The sequence below is a fragment of the Entomohabitans teleogrylli genome (assembly GCF_001484765.1).
In the GTDB taxonomy this organism is placed as follows: domain Bacteria; phylum Pseudomonadota; class Gammaproteobacteria; order Enterobacterales; family Enterobacteriaceae; genus Entomohabitans; species Entomohabitans teleogrylli.
Genome location: NZ_LLXO01000016.1, coordinates 107,731 through 124,491, shown reverse-complemented (window position 1 = coordinate 124,491; position 16,761 = coordinate 107,731). Strand labels below are relative to the sequence as shown.

Annotated in this window: 17 protein-coding genes; 6 read left to right on the top strand and 11 right to left on the bottom strand. The window is 57.2% G+C overall.

Annotated elements, in window-relative coordinates; genetic code table 11:
• Positions 1 to 19: 19 nt before the first annotated feature.
• The 7 genes from eutS to dapA form a co-directional block, all read right to left on the bottom strand.
• Complete coding sequence (eutS, locus tag AQ981_RS18780) at positions 20 to 355, bottom strand: ethanolamine utilization microcompartment protein EutS (protein ID WP_058913283.1); 336 nt, start codon at positions 353 to 355, stop codon at positions 20 to 22.
• Positions 356 to 816: 461 nt separating this feature from the next.
• Positions 817 to 1,512: an esterase gene (ypfH, locus tag AQ981_RS18775; RefSeq protein ID WP_058913282.1), complete on the bottom strand. Its 696-nt coding sequence runs from the start codon at positions 1,510 to 1,512 to the stop codon at positions 817 to 819.
• A 73-nt stretch (positions 1,513 to 1,585) separates the two neighbouring features.
• Positions 1,586 to 3,628, bottom strand: a complete 2,043-nt coding sequence (locus AQ981_RS18770; protein WP_058913281.1) for a tRNA(Met) cytidine acetyltransferase TmcA — start codon at positions 3,626 to 3,628, stop codon at positions 1,586 to 1,588.
• Positions 3,629 to 3,639: 11 nt separating this feature from the next.
• Positions 3,640 to 4,509, bottom strand: coding sequence for a KPN_02809 family neutral zinc metallopeptidase (ypfJ, locus tag AQ981_RS18765; protein ID WP_058913280.1), 870 nt, complete (start codon positions 4,507 to 4,509; stop codon positions 3,640 to 3,642).
• Between the two features lie 134 nt (positions 4,510 to 4,643).
• A complete protein-coding gene (gene purC / locus AQ981_RS18760) occupies positions 4,644 to 5,357 on the bottom strand; it encodes a phosphoribosylaminoimidazolesuccinocarboxamide synthase (protein WP_058913279.1) in 714 nt (237 codons plus the stop codon).
• Positions 5,358 to 5,460: 103 nt separating this feature from the next.
• Positions 5,461 to 6,495 carry an outer membrane protein assembly factor BamC gene (gene bamC / locus AQ981_RS18755; protein WP_058913278.1) on the bottom strand — a complete coding sequence of 345 codons (1,035 nt, stop codon included), beginning with the start codon at positions 6,493 to 6,495 and terminating at the stop codon, positions 5,461 to 5,463.
• Positions 6,496 to 6,510: 15 nt separating this feature from the next.
• Positions 6,511 to 7,389, bottom strand: a complete 879-nt coding sequence (gene dapA, locus AQ981_RS18750; protein WP_058913277.1) for a 4-hydroxy-tetrahydrodipicolinate synthase — start codon at positions 7,387 to 7,389, stop codon at positions 6,511 to 6,513.
• Positions 7,390 to 7,537: 148 nt separating this feature from the next.
• Between dapA and AQ981_RS18745 the strand changes: the two genes are divergently transcribed.
• Together AQ981_RS18745 and bcp are read left to right on the top strand one after the other, a co-directional pair.
• A complete protein-coding gene (locus AQ981_RS18745; protein WP_058913276.1) occupies positions 7,538 to 8,110 on the top strand; it encodes a glycine cleavage system transcriptional repressor in 573 nt (190 codons plus the stop codon).
• A gap of 2 nt (positions 8,111 to 8,112) precedes the next feature.
• A complete protein-coding gene (gene bcp, locus AQ981_RS18740) occupies positions 8,113 to 8,583 on the top strand; it encodes a thioredoxin-dependent thiol peroxidase (protein WP_058913275.1) in 471 nt (156 codons plus the stop codon).
• 81 nt (positions 8,584 to 8,664) lie between these two features.
• On the opposite strand, the gene AQ981_RS18735 is transcribed toward bcp, so the two are convergent.
• The gene (locus AQ981_RS18735) at positions 8,665 to 9,741 is read right to left on the bottom strand and encodes an AI-2E family transporter (RefSeq protein WP_058913274.1); all 1,077 of its coding nucleotides are present in this window, start codon (positions 9,739 to 9,741) and stop codon (positions 8,665 to 8,667) included.
• A gap of 203 nt (positions 9,742 to 9,944) precedes the next feature.
• Here AQ981_RS18735 and bepA point away from each other — a divergent pair, with 203 nt between their 5' ends.
• Both bepA and arsC read left to right on the top strand, forming a co-directional pair.
• A complete protein-coding gene (gene bepA / locus AQ981_RS18730) occupies positions 9,945 to 11,408 on the top strand; it encodes a beta-barrel assembly-enhancing protease (protein WP_058913273.1) in 1,464 nt (487 codons plus the stop codon).
• Positions 11,409 to 11,417: 9 nt separating this feature from the next.
• Positions 11,418 to 11,774, top strand: a complete 357-nt coding sequence (gene arsC, locus AQ981_RS18725) for an arsenate reductase (glutaredoxin) (RefSeq protein WP_058913272.1) — start codon at positions 11,418 to 11,420, stop codon at positions 11,772 to 11,774.
• A 37-nt stretch (positions 11,775 to 11,811) separates the two neighbouring features.
• Here arsC and AQ981_RS18720 read toward each other — a convergent pair whose 3' ends face one another.
• From AQ981_RS18720 to upp, 3 genes are all read right to left on the bottom strand, one after another.
• On the bottom strand, positions 11,812 to 12,513 hold the full coding sequence (locus tag AQ981_RS18720; RefSeq protein ID WP_071608944.1) for a DnaA inactivator Hda: 702 nt from the start codon (positions 12,511 to 12,513) through the stop codon (positions 11,812 to 11,814).
• Positions 12,514 to 12,611: 98 nt separating this feature from the next.
• Positions 12,612 to 13,901, bottom strand: a complete 1,290-nt coding sequence (gene uraA / locus AQ981_RS18715) for a uracil permease (protein ID WP_058913270.1) — start codon at positions 13,899 to 13,901, stop codon at positions 12,612 to 12,614.
• 136 nt (positions 13,902 to 14,037) lie between these two features.
• Positions 14,038 to 14,664, bottom strand: coding sequence for a uracil phosphoribosyltransferase (gene upp / locus AQ981_RS18710; RefSeq protein WP_058913269.1), 627 nt, complete (start codon positions 14,662 to 14,664; stop codon positions 14,038 to 14,040).
• A 328-nt stretch (positions 14,665 to 14,992) separates the two neighbouring features.
• Here upp and purM point away from each other — a divergent pair, with 328 nt between their 5' ends.
• Entirely contained in the window at positions 14,993 to 16,030 is a 1,038-nt protein-coding gene (gene purM / locus AQ981_RS18705) for a phosphoribosylformylglycinamidine cyclo-ligase (RefSeq protein WP_058913268.1), read from the top strand.
• On the top strand, positions 16,027 to 16,668 hold the full coding sequence (gene purN, locus AQ981_RS18700) for a phosphoribosylglycinamide formyltransferase (RefSeq protein WP_058913267.1): 642 nt from the start codon (positions 16,027 to 16,029) through the stop codon (positions 16,666 to 16,668). Before purM ends, purN begins: the two co-directional genes overlap by 4 nt.
• Positions 16,669 to 16,761 lie beyond the last annotated feature (93 nt).

Below are 16,761 nucleotides of genomic sequence, written 5' to 3'. Positions count from 1 at the left end.
CGCTCCTGAAAAATAAAATTCAGCTACGCGTCAGCCCGCAAACCGCATAGCTGAGCAGATGGTGAAGCCCATTGACGGTTTGCAGCAGCGCCTCTTCCACGGCCCCGACAGAGCCATAAATCACCAGCGCGCCGGTAAATCGGTCAAGGAATCCGATTTGCACACTGGCCGCTTTAGTCGCCAGATCGCCGGCAATCATCGCGGTTTCTCCGGGGGTGAGCGTCATAATGCCGATCGCCTCAGCCCCTGGCACGCCAATTTTTTTCGCCAGGTCGTCCCCGGGATGGGCAATAAGATGCGCCAGCGTCACCTGTTTGCCGGGAACAAATTCCTGAATGATGCGCTCTTTATCCATAGCCCCTCCTGTGATGGGGCGATACTGACAATTTTTAGCGCCGGTAAATAACAAAAATCGGCAAGCAAACTTAAAAGTTGAAGACGATCACTAAATAATTAACGGGGATTTTTATTTTGTGCGAAAGGCATATTTTCAGGAAATTGAATATCAAAAATCGGCAACGATTTGCAAAGAGTGATGGGAGTCAAAGGAAGTGATTAAGAAAAGTCGCATTATTCTGTTATCGGCGTGGTGATAACAGAATAATCGATAGGCAGTTTTAATTTACCGATTCTTTGGCAATTCTGGCGCGTAATGATCGAATCAATTGCGCAGCGACAGCCCGCTAATTTGCGCATCGGCAATTCGACGGGCCGAAAATTTTCCGCCTCTCTGGGGCGTTCCGGGATCGCCAGACCAGACCTTACTGATGGTTACCGGGCTCCGCCGCGCAAAGCGCCACTGGATGCCCGGGTCCGTTAAAACAACTCCACCATATCATCCCCGGGTTTGCTGCCGCTCAGCGCTTCATCAAAATAGCGCTTCGGTACGGTGTAGCGCAGATGATCCAGCGCCTTCTGCATACTGCGTTCATCAATGGCGTGGCCGAGATCCTCTACCACATCCAGCGTCACATCGCCGCCGGCGCGCTGCAGGGCCTCCTGAGCGGCAAATGCGTGATAAACGTCGATAACCCGATCTTCGCCGCCGTGAATCAGATGAATAGTCGCCGCCGTGGTCGCTGATTCGGGCAGCGTGGCGTAGCGCCCGTTAAAAGCAATCACCCGCCCGGCCAGATCCGGCTGCGCCTTCAGGCTTTCGAGGGCCATAATCGCTCCCTGGGAAAAACCGATCAGCGCCGTTCCGCCGGCGCCGACGCCGCTGTGCTGCTGCCAGTAGCGCACCACCTCAATAAATGTCGGCATAATCGCGTCAATGCGCGGCTGGCGGTTTTCCTCGGTCACCCCCTGAACGGAGAACCACTGGCGCCCTGAGGGCGGGCCGCTCGGCGCCGGACCGCCAATACTGACGACCAGCGCCTCCGGGAATAGCGGCGCAAACCAGCTACCGATCTCCCCCATGGCCACCGGATTGTCACCGACGCCGTGGAACAACAGCAGCAACTGTTTCGCCGGCGCTGCGGGGCTCTGGACAACAAAATGGTCATGTTTCATGGTTATCTCCTTAGTTGATGGCGTTCAGTCTACGCCGGGTGAGATAAATGACCATATAAGCGCTTTGAACAACTCATTGGAAAAATTGCAATTGCAAAATCTGCGCTGCAAGCTGACGGGCGCGCGCTTCATCCAGACGGTACAGCGCCCGACCCGCTTCAGCGCGGCAGGCAGCCAGTAGCGCCTTCTGTCCCGACAGACGCTGGCGCCGACATACTTCACTTGCCGTAACACGCTGGCGCAACAGCGCCTCCAGCAACGGCATCGCTGGCGCCTGCGCCAGCAGCAACCTCTGCAGGCTGCCGGTACAGGCTTCCAGCGGGCGATGCGCGAACGCGAATCCCGCCAGTTCCTGCCAGTCATCATCAGTAAGAGTAGTCGTTTTCCGCCATGTCACCGGGATCGGCTCATCAATCCACGGCTGTAGCCAGCCGCTGTCGCGGCACAATCGCTGATGCTCGTTATCGGCCAGCGCCGCGCCGCGGCGGTTCAGCGGCAGCAGCGCCATCGCGGTATAACAGCCGCTGCTGGCTTCCCGATGACTGCCGATCCTCACCAGCGCAAACCCGCAGCGCTGCCAGAAACGCCACAACTGCGGGGTAAAACCAAAGCTTACCGACAGATAGTCATACTGCTCTGCCGCCTGATGGCGAACCTGTTCAATCAGTTGCCGGCCAATGGTCTGGCGCTGGCACTGTGGGTGTACCGCAATGCGGCTCACCCGCAGACCGCGGAGAGTCGCCGCCAGCGGGCTGCCGCCGTGGGCCGCCAGCGACTGGGCGACCAGATTGCCACGCGGGCGCCGGAACCCGGCCCACACGGCGCGGCTTAACTGTTCGTCGAGGCCGCCTTCCGCCACCATCCACAGCGCGCCGACCGCCTGTTCCCCGGACAGCGCCGCATAAAACCCCTGGCCCGGGGCATCCATCATGCGCCGCAGATCGAGTGGGGAAGTACGGTAGTGAGCCCCGGCCAGCAGGCGATACAGATTCGCCATACGCGCCGGTTGATACCGCCAGGCGGACTGCGGCACCGGCAGAATATGCACCTCTCCCCCGGCATCCACCGGCGCCAGTTGATCGTCAAACAGCAACAGTTCATCCAGCGCCCGCTCCAGCGGATCGCCGCTGGCCCAGCGCACCGGCGTCGCCAGAGTAAATCTTTGCAGCGCCGGGAAACGGGCGCAGAACTTGAGTAAAAATCCCCGTCCGGTGCCTTCATAACCCTGCACCGTGGTGGTAAGCAGCACGCCAGGGAAAGCGCTCATCAGGCGCGACAATAGCGGCGCCGGAATCGCTGCCGCCTCGTCCACGATCAGCCAGTCGCAGGGCGTCAGCGATCCTTCCTGTAAGGCGCGTTCGATGGCGTCCGGGGCCATAAAGCGGAATTTATCGCCGGCGAACTGCGCCATCACCCCGGTCGCCACCTTCGCCGGCGCCGTCACCAGCGCCGTCCTGGCTCCGTCACGAATAAACATGCCGGCCAGCGCCGATTTGCCCCGACCGCGCGGCGCGGTAATGGCGACGATCCCCCGGCGCATCTGGCGCAGCCTGGTCAGCATCTCCGCCTGTTCCGCCTGCGGTGCGCCACTGGCCTGTAGCCAGAGGCGCTGCGGCAGATCAGGCAATGAGGGTACCGGCTCAGACTGCCGCCAGTGAACGATCGCCGGATCGGCGTTCACAATGCGCAGGACGTGGTGCAGGAAATGGGGAGTGGCGATGGGTTGCTGGCTGTCGCTCCAGCGGATGGAATCGGCGTCGATACTGGCGCGCCAGCAGGCAGCCGGCGCAGTCAACATCACCAGCCAGCTACCGGCGGTTAAAGTCCCCGCCAGCGCCGCCAGCGCTTCGGCGTCGAACCCGCGGCGGGCATCAAAAATCGCGTGGTGAAATTCGCGCCCCAGCAGACTGCGCAACTGGCGCGGAGGGCAGGCCTGCGCGGCGTCCGTCGGCTCGCCAACCCACAGCCAGTCGCCGGGCAGACGGCGCGCCAGCGCGCTGGCCTGCTCAGCGCTCCAGGTCGCTTCCCCGGACAGCACCAGCAGCCCGCGGAACCCGACCTCGCGCATCTGCGACGCATAATGCGCCAGCGCGCAAAGAAAAGTCTCGTCATCCATGGCGCGGAATATTACAGGCTCCCGCCGAAGGTGTCACACTGCGCGGGATTGCCGCTGTCAAAACCGCGTTTAAACCACGTATAGCGCTGTTCGGATGTGCCATGGGTAAAACTGTCCGGCACCACCCGCCCCTGGCTCTGCTGTTGAAGGCGATCGTCGCCAATCGCCTCGGCGGCATTAAGCGCCTCTTTCAGATCGCCCTCCTCCAGAATGCCCTGCTGCTCCATGCTGTGGCCCCAGACGCCGGCGAAACAGTCCGCCTGCAACTCCATGCGCACCGACAGCCGGTTAGCGTCTGCCTGCGAGGCATTCTGCTGCATGCTGCGTACTTTCGGCTCAATCCCCAGCAGCCGCTGGACGTGGTGGCCGACTTCATGGGCAATCACATAGCCCTGAGCGAAATCGCCGCCGGCGCCCAGCTTACTTTTCATTTCATCGTAGAAAGAGAGATCGATATAGACCGTACCGTCCGCCGGGCAGTAGAAGGGCCCCATCACCGACTGGCCGGTGCCGCAGCCAGTACGCGTGGCGCCGCGATACATCACCAGTTTCGGCTGTTGGTAGGTTTTGCCCATCTGGCGGAACAGGGAACTCCAGGTGTCTTCCGTGGTAGCCAGTACCACCGAGGTAAATTTCGCGGATTCATCATCGCGCGGGCTGATGGAGCCAGTTTGCGTTTGCTGAGTCACCGGCTGGCCGCCGGTCAGCAGCGGAGAAAGATCCACGCCATAATAGCCCGCCACCAGTACCACAATCAGCAATACCAGCCCCCCTTTGCCGCGCGGCACGCGGAAACCGCCGCCGCCGCCGGACAGGGGCCCGCGCGCATCGTTGCGCCTGTCTTCAACATTGTCGCTTTCGCGACGTCCTTGCCAACGCATATCTCAACTCCGGACACTATTTGTAATACACAGATCCTGGCTGGCTGACGACGGAATTACCATAAGAAATCGACAATAAAAATGGCGGACCGGAATAGTGCCCGATCCGCCACAGAACGTAAACGATTGCGCAGTTAGTCTAATTTAACGCCAAGACGTCGTGCAACCTCTTCATAGGCTTCAATCAGGCCGCCGAGGCTCTGGCGAAAACGGTCTTTGTCCATTTTGTCGAGGGTGTTTTTATCCCACAGGCGGCTGCCGTCCGGGGAGAACTCGTCGCCGAGAACGACCTGACCTTTGTACAGACCAAATTCCAGCTTGAAATCCACCAGGATCAGACCAGCATCATCAAACAATTTGCTCAGGACATCGTTTGCCCTGTAGGTCAACTCTTTCATGCGCGCGAGGTTTTCTTTGCTTACCCAGCCAAAGGTTTCGCAATAGGATTCATTGACCATCGGGTCGTGCATAGCGTCATTTTTCAGGAACATATCGAACAGCGGCGGATTAAGCTCAATCCCCTCTTCAATGCCCAGACGCTTAACCAGCGAACCCGCCGCGCGGTTGCGGATCACGCACTCAACCGGCACCATATCGAGTTTTTTCACTAGCGATTCGGTATCAGAAAGCAGGGCTTCCAGCTGCGTCGGAACACCCGCCTCTTCCAGTTTGCTCATGATGAAATGGTTAAATTTGTTATTCACCATTCCTTTGCGATCAAACTGCTCGATGCGAGCGCCGTCCCCTGCTGATGTATCGTTACGGAATTCGAGTACCAGCAAATCGGGATTCTCCGTGCTGTACACGGTCTTCGCTTTACCGCGATACAACTCAGCTTGCTTTTGCATCTTTAATTACTCCAGATAGGTTAGCCACTGACGTGACCAGATGATTTAACGCGAGAAACACTAAATAAATTAAGAAGGGCCGGTAGTACCGGCCCTCTGATAATTACGACTTGCTGAATGCCGCTTCGAACACCGCCACCAGCGCGTCATTCTGCGACTGGGTTAGCGTGTGGCCTTTTGGATCGATAAACTGCAGCGTACTGCGGTTGTCGAGATCGCCAACCTGTAGCTTGTAGTCGCCGGAAGGCAGACCCGGATCTTTCGCCCCGAGCGCGATCCAGTCGCTTTCGGAAAGCGGCTTATAGGTCACTGCGATGCTGCCCTGAGAGCGGGTGCTGTCGGTAACCTTCATGCCCACTTTCTCAAGGGTCGCCGGCAGGCGGCTCCACACGGTAGTAAACGGACCGCGCACCACCAGTAACGGCAGACCGGTATCGTCGGCGCCGCTCTGGACATCAAGCTGACCCGTCGCGCGGCTGCTGGCGTTCTGGGTGGCGCTGTCGGCCTGATCCAGACCGGCGGAGATAACGTTCAGCATCTGGGTGCTGTAGCGCTGCAACGACGCCGGATCGGCGACCGGTTTGCCGGCCTGCTCCAGGTTCAGCACCTTCACCACCACACCCTGCTGATAGCTCTGCGGCTGCACGGTGATTTGATAACGGCCCCGGAACTGCTCGTCTTCGTCAGCCCGGTTCCACTGAACCCAGTCAGTGGTCAGGGTCTGGGCGGCATCATCGCGCTTGTCGATGGTATAGTTTTTAGACTGTACCACGCTGACCACCTGCGGCCAGAGAGAACCACTGCGGCTATTTTCCACCAACAGCGTCGCGGTGTCCCCGGTAAACTGGGTGCGGGCTCCGGTTACCAGCGCCAGAGGCTGCGCCGGCGGGCGGATATCCAGCTGTTTACCAACCGGACCGCTGCCATTGGTCACCGGAACATGATAGTCGCCGCTTTCAACCGGCAGGATCATCCCCGCCGGGGCATGCAGCTCCGCAAGCGGGGTGGCGTCCAGATAGGCTTCATCGCCACTTACCTGGCGCTTATAACGCTGGTCGGAACTACAGGCGGCAAGCATCATGATGAGCGACACGCCCACCACTTTCGCCACCATCGACTTCTGTACTGAGTAAGCCATCAAATCTCCCTAAAATTACAGCAGACCGGCATGCTTCAGCGCACTGGTGATCACCGGAACGCTTTCCGCTGTCATCGGCGTCATCGGCAGGCGCAGCGTATCGGTCGCCACAAGTCCCAACGCCTTACAGGCCCATTTGACCGGAATCGGGTTGGGTTCAACAAATAATTTAGTATGCAGCGGCATCAGGCGCTGGTTAATTACCCGCGCCTCGTCAAATTGACCTGCCGCCGCCAGCCGGCACATTTCCGCCATCTCGCGGGCAGCCACGTTCGCCGTGACCGAGATAACCCCATGACCGCCAAGGTGCATAAAATCCAGGGCAGTGGCGTCATCACCGCTGAGCAGAATAAAGTCGTTATCAACCAGCTCTTTGATCTGGTTTACCCGGGTTAAGTTCCCGGTGGCTTCTTTAACAGCGACAATATTTTTTACTTTCGCCAGACGACCGATGGTCTCCGGCAGCATGTCACAGCCGGTACGGGACGGTACGTTATACAGAATCTGGGGGAGATCGGTGTTTTCGGCAATCGCCTTAAAGTGCTGGTACAGCCCTTCCTGAGTGGGGCGATTGTAATACGGGGTGACCGTCAGGCAACCCACAATGCCGGAATCGTTAAACCGTTTAGTCAGAGAGATGGCTTCAGACGTAGCGTTAGCGCCGGTACCGGCAATCACCGGGATACGGCCATCGGCCAGTTCCAGCGTCATCATCACCACATCGCCGTGCTCATCATGGCTCAGCGTGGCGGATTCCCCGGTAGTCCCTACCGACACAATCGCCGACGTTCCGCTAGCGACATGATAATCAATCAGTTTTTTCAGGCTCGACCGGCAGACATTCCCTTTTTCATCCATCGGTGTAACCAGCGCGACAATACTTCCCGTGAACATTGGCCATCCTCTCCGCAAACAAGTGTCACAATGGTACGTTTGGTGCCGCCTCAAAAGCAAGCGGCCAGGGGACTATCCTGGCGGTTGTACGCAAGTTTTTTTTATGCTTTCCTTATGATTACCGCATAAATCCACAGGAAGATTACGTTTGAGGCCCTCATCACAACATTATCTGGTGATTACAGCCCTTGGCGCTGACCGCCCGGGCATTGTAAATACCATCACCCGGCACGTCAGTAGTTGCGGCTGCAACATTGAAGACAGCCGCCTTGCGATGCTTGGGGACGAATTTACCTTTATTATGCTGCTGTCCGGCACCTGGAATGCGATAACCCTGATTGAATCCACCCTGCCATTAAAAGGCGCAGAGCTGGATCTGCTGATTGTTATGAAGCGCACCAATGCTCAGGTGCGTCCGGCGATGCCGGCGACAGTCTGGGTGCAGGTCGAGGTCGACGATTCACCGCACCTGATCGAACGTTTCACCGATCTGTTCGACTCTCACCATATGAATATTGCTGAACTGGTTTCGCGCACTCAGCCGTCGGAAACTCAGGAAGGCGCGCCCGGGTTATATATCCAGATTACCGCCCATAGCCCGGTACCGCACGATGCGACAAATATTGAGCAGGCATTTAAGGCCCTATGTACAGAACTCAACGCACAAGGCACTATTAGCGTCGTTAATTACCCACAGCATGACGAACAGGACGGAGTATAGTGATGAATCCACTGAAAGCCGGTGATATTGCACCGAAATTTAGCTTGCCCGATCAGGATGGTGAACAAGTAAATTTAACCGACTTCCAGGGGCAACGTGTTCTGGTTTATTTTTACCCTAAAGCCATGACCCCCGGTTGCACCGTTCAGGCCTGCGGCCTGCGAGACAACATGGACGATCTGAAGAAAGCCGGCGTGGAGGTGCTGGGCATCAGCACCGACAAACCGGAAAAGCTGTCGCGTTTCGCTGAAAAAGAGTTGCTTAACTTCACGCTGTTGTCAGACGAAGACCACCAGGTGTGCGAACAGTTTGGCGTCTGGGGCGAAAAATCCTTTATGGGCAAAACCTATGACGGTATCCATCGCATCAGCTTTCTGATCGATGCCAATGGCGTGGTGGAGCATGTATTCAATGATTTTAAAACCAGTAATCACCACGACATTGTCCTGAGCTGGCTGCAGGAGCACGCCTGAACCTGAAGCGGCGCGCTATAACAGCGATAAAAAAGCCGACATTGCTGTCGGCTTTTTAATGCGCTGTACACCAGTCTTGCGCTATGGCGAGGAACTCTCATCGTCCGACTGTAGTCCATCCGGCCAGGCGTGAATCACCGCCTTCACCAGCGTCGCCAGCGGGATGGCGAAAAATACCCCCCAGAAACCCCACAGCCCGCCAAAGATGATCACTGACAGAATAATCACCAGCGGATGCAGGTTCACCGCTTCCGAAAACAGTACCGGCACCAGCAGGTTACCATCCAGCCCCTGAATAATCAGGTAGACGGCAAAGCAGCTCCAGAATTCGGTGCCGGCGCCGAACTGAAACAGCGCGACGCAAACCACCGGAATGGTCACCACAAAGGCGCCGATATAGGGAATCAGTACCGACAGGCCTACCAGCACCGCCAGCAGCAGCGAATAGTTGAGACCAAAAATCAGGAAACCTACCCAGGTCGCCACGCCGACCACCACCATCTCCAGCACTTTGCCGCGAATATAGTTGGTGATCTGCTGATTCATTTCGCTCCAGACCTGGCCGGCAAGCCCGCGGTTACGGGGCAGAACCCGCCGTACAGCGTTCAGCATCTGCTCTTTATCCTTCACCAGGAAAAAGACCATCAGCGGCACCAGAATCAGGTAGATGGCCAGGGTTAACAGCCCCACCAGCGACGCCAGGGAGTATTTCACCACCGAATCCCCCATGCTCAGCATGCGGGTGCGCATATTCTCCGCCATAGCGTCGAGAATACCGGCGTCGGTCAATGCCGGATAACGGCGCGGCAGGGTGGCGGCAAAGTCGGAAAGTTTATTGAGCATTCCCGGAATATCGCGGATCAGGTTGATACCCTGCTGCCAGGCAATCGGCGCCACCACCAGTACCATCAACAGCAATACCCCGACAAACACGATCAGCACCAGCGAAGTCGCCACGCCGCGCGAAAGGCCCAGCCGCTCAAGGCGAATCGTCGGCCATTCCAGCAGATAAGCCAGTACAATCGCCACCAGCAACGGCGCCAGGAGGCCAGAAAAGAAGAACAGGATGCCAAAGCAGGCAACCAGAATAACCAGCAGGGCAATCGCCTCCGGATCGCTGAACCGACGGCGATACCACTGCAACAACATTTCAAGCATACTTTTTCTTCCCGGCGGAAACGGAGGGATCAATGGACGGGCGTAATTGTATCTAAATGTCACAGAAAAGACTTTGCTTTTTATCCTGAAAGCTTTCCCCGGGCCCCCCGGACGGGCTACACTCGGATTTCCCCGCAGGGAAGTGAACTGAACCGCCATCATTCATGTCGAACACAGAGTCAGATTACACAGGAAACAGGGTTATGTTCAGGCCGTTGAAAAAAACGCTGGTCTGCGCGCTGCTCGCCACGCTGGTGGCCGGCCAGACAGCTCCGGTTTACGCCGATTCCGCCGATCAACTCCCGGATATTGGTACCTCGGCTGGTAGTACGCTATCCATCGGCCAGGAAATGCAGATGGGGGACTTCTATGTACGCCAGTTGCGCGGCAGCGCGCCGCTGATTAACGATCCGCTGCTGGTACAGTACATCAATAGCCTGGGCATGCGCCTGGTAAGCAATGCCTGGTCGGTGAAAACGCCGTTCCACTTCTTTCTGATCAATAACGACGAAATCAACGCCTTCGCGTTCTTCGGCGGCAATGTCGTGCTCCACTCCGCCCTGTTTCGCTACACGGATAACGAAAGCCAACTGGCGTCGGTGGTCGCGCATGAAATTTCTCACGTTACCCAGCGCCATCTGGCGCGGGCAATGGAAGATCAGCAGCGCAGCGCGCCTCTCACCTGGGTTGGCGCGCTGGGGTCTATCCTGCTGGCAATGGCCAGTCCCCAGGCGGGTATGGCGGCGTTGACCGGCACCCTGGCGGGCACTCGCCAGGGCATGATCAGTTTCACCCAACAAAACGAACAGGAAGCGGACCGCATCGGGATTCAGGTATTACAGCGCGCCGGCTTCGATCCCCAGGCGATGCCGACCTTCCTTGAAAAGCTGCTCGATCAGTCGCGCTACTCCTCGCGGCCGCCGGAGATTTTGCTTACCCACCCCCTGCCGGAAAGTCGTTTATCCGACGCCCGCAACCGCGCTAACCAGATGCGTCCGGTGGTGGTTCAGTCGTCAGAAAATTTCTATATGGCGAAAGTGCGCGCACTGGGGATGTACGGTTCTGAACGCAATAAGCTGGACAGCGATCTGCTGGACGCCTGGTCGAAAGGCAATGTGCGCGAACAGCGCGCCGCCCGCTATGGCCGCGTACTACAGGCAATGGATAAGAAAAACTATGCCCTGGCGCGCCAGGAGCTCCAGCCGCTGCTGAGCGCCGAGCCCAATAGTCCATGGTTTCTGGATGCCGCCACCGATATCGATCTTGGTCAGAACAAAGCCAGCGATGCCATTAATCGCCTGAAAAACGCTCCCGACCTGAAGAACAATCCGGTACTGCAGATAAACCTGGCGAACGCTTATGTTGAAGGGGGTCAGCCGGCACAGGCAGCCGCTATCCTCAACCGCTATACCTTTACCCATCCGGATGATATCAACGGCTGGGATCTGCTGGCCCAGACTCAGGCGACACTGGGCAACCGCGATCAGGAGCTGGCAGCGCGGGCTGAAATCATGGCGTTAACCGGCAGGCTGGATCAGGCGATTTCCCTGCTGAGCAACGCCAGCGGCCAGGTCAAGCTGGGTAGCCTACAGCAGGCGCGTTATGATGCGCGTATCGATCAACTGCGCGAATTGCAGCAGCGATTCCGCCAGTATCAAAAGATGTAAGGAGAAATCATGTCCTCAGGCGTTATCATTTACCATAACCCGCGCTGTTCCAAAAGCCGGGAAACCCTGGCCCTACTCAATGAACGCGGCGTGGAACCGCAGGTAGTTCTGTATCTGGAGACCCCACCGGACGCGGCGACGGTCAAAAAGCTACTCGCCATGTTAGGTATGCACAGCGCCCGCGAACTGATGCGCCAGAAAGAAGATCTTTATAAAGAGTTACATCTGGCGGACACCGGTCTGTCGGAAACGGCGCTGATTCAGGCTATCGTGGAGCACCCTAAACTGATGGAACGCCCGATAGTGGTGAAAGACGGTCAGGCGCGTATTGGCCGCCCGCCGGAGCAGGTACTGGAGATTCTGTAAGGGTCAATTTACCGGCGGCGCAGGAAAAGGCCGCCGTTTACAAGCCGAGGATATCTTTTACGAACGGAATGGTGAGTTTGCGCTGGGCGGTGATCGACGCCCGATCCAGTTGATCGAGAGTCATAAATAGCGTACGCATTTCGCGATCCAGCCGTTTGAGCAAAAACCGCCCGACATCTTCCGGCAGTTCAAAGCCGCGCAGTCTGGCCCGCAGCTGTAGCGCCTGCAATTTATCGTCGTCGTCCAGCGCCTGCAGTTTGTAGATTTGCCCCCAGTCGAGGCGGGAAGCCAGATCGGCTAATTGCAGATTGAGCTGGCGCGGCGGACGATCGCCGGATATCAGCAGCCGGGTATTGCCGGATTCCAGAATGCGGTTATAGAGATTAAAGATCTCCATCTCCCACAGCTCATCGCCGGCAATACATTCAATATTATCAATGCATACCAGCGCCAGCTGCTCCATTCCTTCCAGCACTTCGGGCACAAACCAGGTGCGCTTATCAAGCGGCACATAGCCCACCGCTTCGCCACGCAGCGAGAGTTCCGCGCAGGCGGCATGCATCAGGTGGCTCCGTCCGGCCCCTTCCCTTCCCCAGAGATAGATATAACCGCTGTGCTTTTGCAGCAGCACATTTTGCACAGCCGCCAGCAGAGAGGCGTTATCACCCGGCCAGAAACTGGCGAAGGTTTCATCGTCAGGAAGATAGAGTGGCAGAGAGAGCTGTGCCGGCGTATTCAGAAAAACCTCGACCAGAGTGGCATAAAAACGCGGGTCAATTTATCACAAAACCTGGAGCCTGGAAAACCGGGCGGAAAATTCCGCCCGGGATAAGCCTGTCAGGATCGTGATTCGTCCTGATCGGCCGCGTCGAGTATCGTCTCTTCCGGGCGCAGCACATTGATCAGCTTGAAGATCAGACTCAGGGCGATGCCAACAATTGTCGCCAGCGCCATGCCTTTGAGCTCCGCGGCGCCAATATGTACTTTCGCGCCGCTGACGCCGATAATCAGAATCACCGAGGTCAGGATCAGGTTCTGGGCTTTGTTATAGTCCACTTTCGATTCGATCAGTACCCGAATACCGGAAGCGCCAATCACTCCGTACAGCAACAAAGAGACGCCGCCCATTACCGGTACCGGAATGATCTGGATCGCCGCCGCCAGTTTACCCACGCAGGACAGCAGGATCGCGAAGATAGCCGCGCCGCCGATTACCCAGGTGCTGTACACCCGGGTAATCGCCATCACGCCAATATTTTCACCGTAGGTAGTGTTGGGCGTTGAGCCGAAAAACCCGGAAATCATGGTCGACAGACCGTTAGCGAACATCGAACGGTGCAGGCCCGGATCGCGCACCAGATCGCGTTTAACAATGTTTGCCGTCACCGCCAGATGGCCGACGTGCTCAGCAATCACCACCAGCGCCGCCGGCAGAATAGTGAAGATAGCGAACCACTCGAAGCGCGGCGTATAGAAGGTCGGCAGGGCAAACCAGTGCGCCTCTTTAATCGGCGTAATATCCACCACTCCCATAGCGAAGGAGAGCGCATAGCCAGCCAGTACGCCGATAAGGATTGGGATAATCGCCAGGAAGCCGCGGAACAGGACCGAGCCAAATACGGTTACCGCCAGCGTAACCAGGGAAATGGTCACCGTAGTGCCGTCCGGCGCGGTCCCTTCAGCCGGGAGCAGCCCGGCCATATTGGCGGCGACGCCCGCCAGCTCAAGGCCGATCACCGCAACAATCGCCCCCATCGCCGCCGGGGGGAACATCACGTCCAGCCAGCCGGTCCCCGCTTTTTTGACAATCAGCGCCACCAGGCAGAACAGCACGCCGCACATGATAAAGCCGCCGAGCGCCACTTCATAACCCAGCGGCAGCAGTAATAATACCGGGGAGATAAAGGCAAAGCTGGAGCCGAGGTAAGCGGGGATTTTCCCTTTACAGATGAATAAATAGAGTAGCGTACCGATACCGTTGAACAGCAGTACCGTCGCCGGGTTGATATTAAACAAAATAGGCACCAGCACTGTGGCTCCGAACATCGCAAACAGGTGCTGCAAACTCAGCGGGATGGTCTGTAAAAGCGGCGGTCGTTCACTCACCCCGATAGTACGGCGCGTCATAATGTTTTCCTCTTATATTGTTATCAGCCCGCCCTGTCCTGTCGGTTATCGCGCAGCCACGCGCCCCCGGCATTTATCAGGCATTATCATTGGAACAACTTAAAAAAAAGCCGACTATCAAAGTCGGCCAGGATGTTTATTTGGTACCAAATATCTTATCGCCCGCGTCGCCAAGACCCGGGATAATGTAACCGTGTTCGTTGAGCCCCTGATCAACCGAGGCGGTGTACAGCTCAACATCGGGATGGGCTTTCTCCAGCGCGGCGATCCCTTCCGGCGCCGCGACCAGCACCAGCACTTTAATGCTGTTGCAGCCGGCTTTCTTCAACAGATCGATAGTGGCTATCATTGAACCGCCGGTCGCCAGCATCGGATCCACCACCAGCGCCATGCGCTCGTCGATGTTCGACACCAGTTTCTGGAAATAAGGCACCGGCTCAAGGGTCTCTTCATTACGATAGATCCCCACCACGCTGATGCGGGCGCTCGGTACGTGCTCCAGCACGCCTTCCATCATGCCCAGACCGGCGCGCAGAATCGGCACCACGGTGATTTTTTTACCTTTAATCTGTTCAACTTCGACCGGGCCGTTCCACCCTTCGATAGTGACTTTTTCGGTTTCCAGATCGGCGGTGGCTTCATAGGTCAGCAGGCTACCGACTTCAGAGGCAAGTTCACGAAAGCGCTTGGTGCTGACGTCATGTTCGCGCATCAGTCCCAGCTTGTGTTTGACGAGTGGGTGTTTCACTTCCACAATCTTCATGCTCTTTCTCCTCTGAAAGCCGCTAACCACAAAAAAATCGCCGGATTATACCGCTTTTTACCGCTAAGACCATACTCAAAACACTTGATTTGCATCAAACGTTATCAAGAATAAATCAGACTCAAATATCACTCCAAATGATAGCTACTGCGCATTTCCCTTTCGCTCCCGCCAGAGGTTTTCGCGCGTTTCGCGCGCCTGCGCCTTGGTAACGGCGTCATCGGACGATTCGCCAGCAGGTTCGAGAAGAGGCTCGCAAACGTTTGCCTTCGCTGATAGAATTGCGCCGATTTTTTCTTTACTACCGCAACCGCGTGGGGACTTCGTAGTGACCGACAAAACCTCTCTCAGCTATAAAGATGCCGGTGTCGATATTGATGCAGGGAATGCCCTGGTCGATCGTATCAAGGGCGTAGTGAAAAAAACCCGCCGCCCGGAAGTGATGGGGGGATTGGGCGGGTTTGGCGCGCTGTGCGCGCTGCCGCAGAAATACCGTGAACCGGTACTGGTATCCGGCACCGATGGCGTCGGCACCAAACTGCGCCTGGCGATGGACCTGAAACGCCACGACACGATCGGCATCGATCTGGTTGCAATGTGCGTCAACGACCTGGTGGTACAGGGCGCCGAGCCGCTGTTCTTCCTGGATTACTATGCCACCGGCAAACTGGATGTGGACACCGCGGCCAGTGTGATTAGCGGTATCGCCGAAGGTTGTCTGCAATCCGGCTGTGCGCTGGTCGGCGGCGAAACGGCGGAGATGCCGGGCATGTACCACGGCGAAGACTATGATGTCGCCGGGTTCTGCGTTGGCGTGGTGGAAAAATCACAAATCATTGACGGTTCAAAAGTCGCGGATGGCGATGTGCTGATCGCGCTGGGCTCCAGCGGCCCGCACTCCAACGGTTACTCGCTGGTACGTAAAATCCTTGAAGTCAGCGGCGAGTGCCCACAAACCACTCAACTGGAAGGTAAATCGCTGGCGGATCATCTGCTGGCTCCCACGCGCATTTACGTAAAATCAGTGCTGGAGCTGATTGCCCAGGCTGACGTCCACGCGGTTGCCCACCTGACCGGCGGCGGTTTCTGGGAAAATATTCCGCGCGTTCTGCCGGACAACACCCAGGCGGTGATTGATGAATCCTCCTGGCAGTGGCCGGTGGTCTTTAACTGGCTGCAACAGGCGGGCAACGTCAGCCGCCACGAAATGTACCGTACCTTTAACTGCGGTGTGGGCATGGTGATTGCGTTGCCGGCCGCAGAAGCCGCTAAAGCTATAAGCCTTATGAATAACATGGGAGAAAAAGCCTGGAAGATCGGTTTCATCAGGGCTTCTGATTCCGAAGAGCGTGTGGTTATTGAATGAAACGCATTGTGGTGCTGATTTCCGGTAACGGAAGTAACCTGCAGGCGGTGATTGATGCCTGCCAGCAAAAGAAGATTAACGGCACCCTGTGTGCAGTATTCAGCAATAAGGCCGACGCGTTCGGCCTTGAACGCGCCCGGGAAGCGGGGATCCGTGCTCACGTGCTGTTACCGGCCGATTATGCCAGTCGCGAGGCATTCGATCGCCAGTTAATCGCCGAAATAGACGCCTGTGCCCCCGACCTGGTGGTGCTGGCCGGCTATATGCGCATCCTCAGCCCGGCCTTTGTCGCCCATTACGCGGGGCGTCTGTTGAATATCCACCCTTCCCTGCTACCCAAATATCCCGGTCTGTATACCCATCGCCAGGTACTGGAAAACGGCGATGAAGAACACGGCACGTCGGTCCATTTCGTCACTGACGAGCTGGACGGCGGACCAGTGATTCTGCAGGCTAAAGTACCGGTGTTTGACGGCGATGACGAAACGTTAATCACCGCCAGGGTTCAGCACCAGGAACATGCCATCTATCCGCTGGTCATCAGTTGGTTCGTCGATGGTCGTCTGGCGATGCGTGACAACGCGGCCTGGCTGGACGGCGCTCGCCTGCCTCCTGAAGGTTATGCGGCGGAAGACTAACCGCCTTCGCCGGGCGGCGGCCCGGCGTTCTTATTGCCCAAAATCACTGTTCTCTCATAACTCGCCGTTAACTGTCATACTTCTCTGATATAT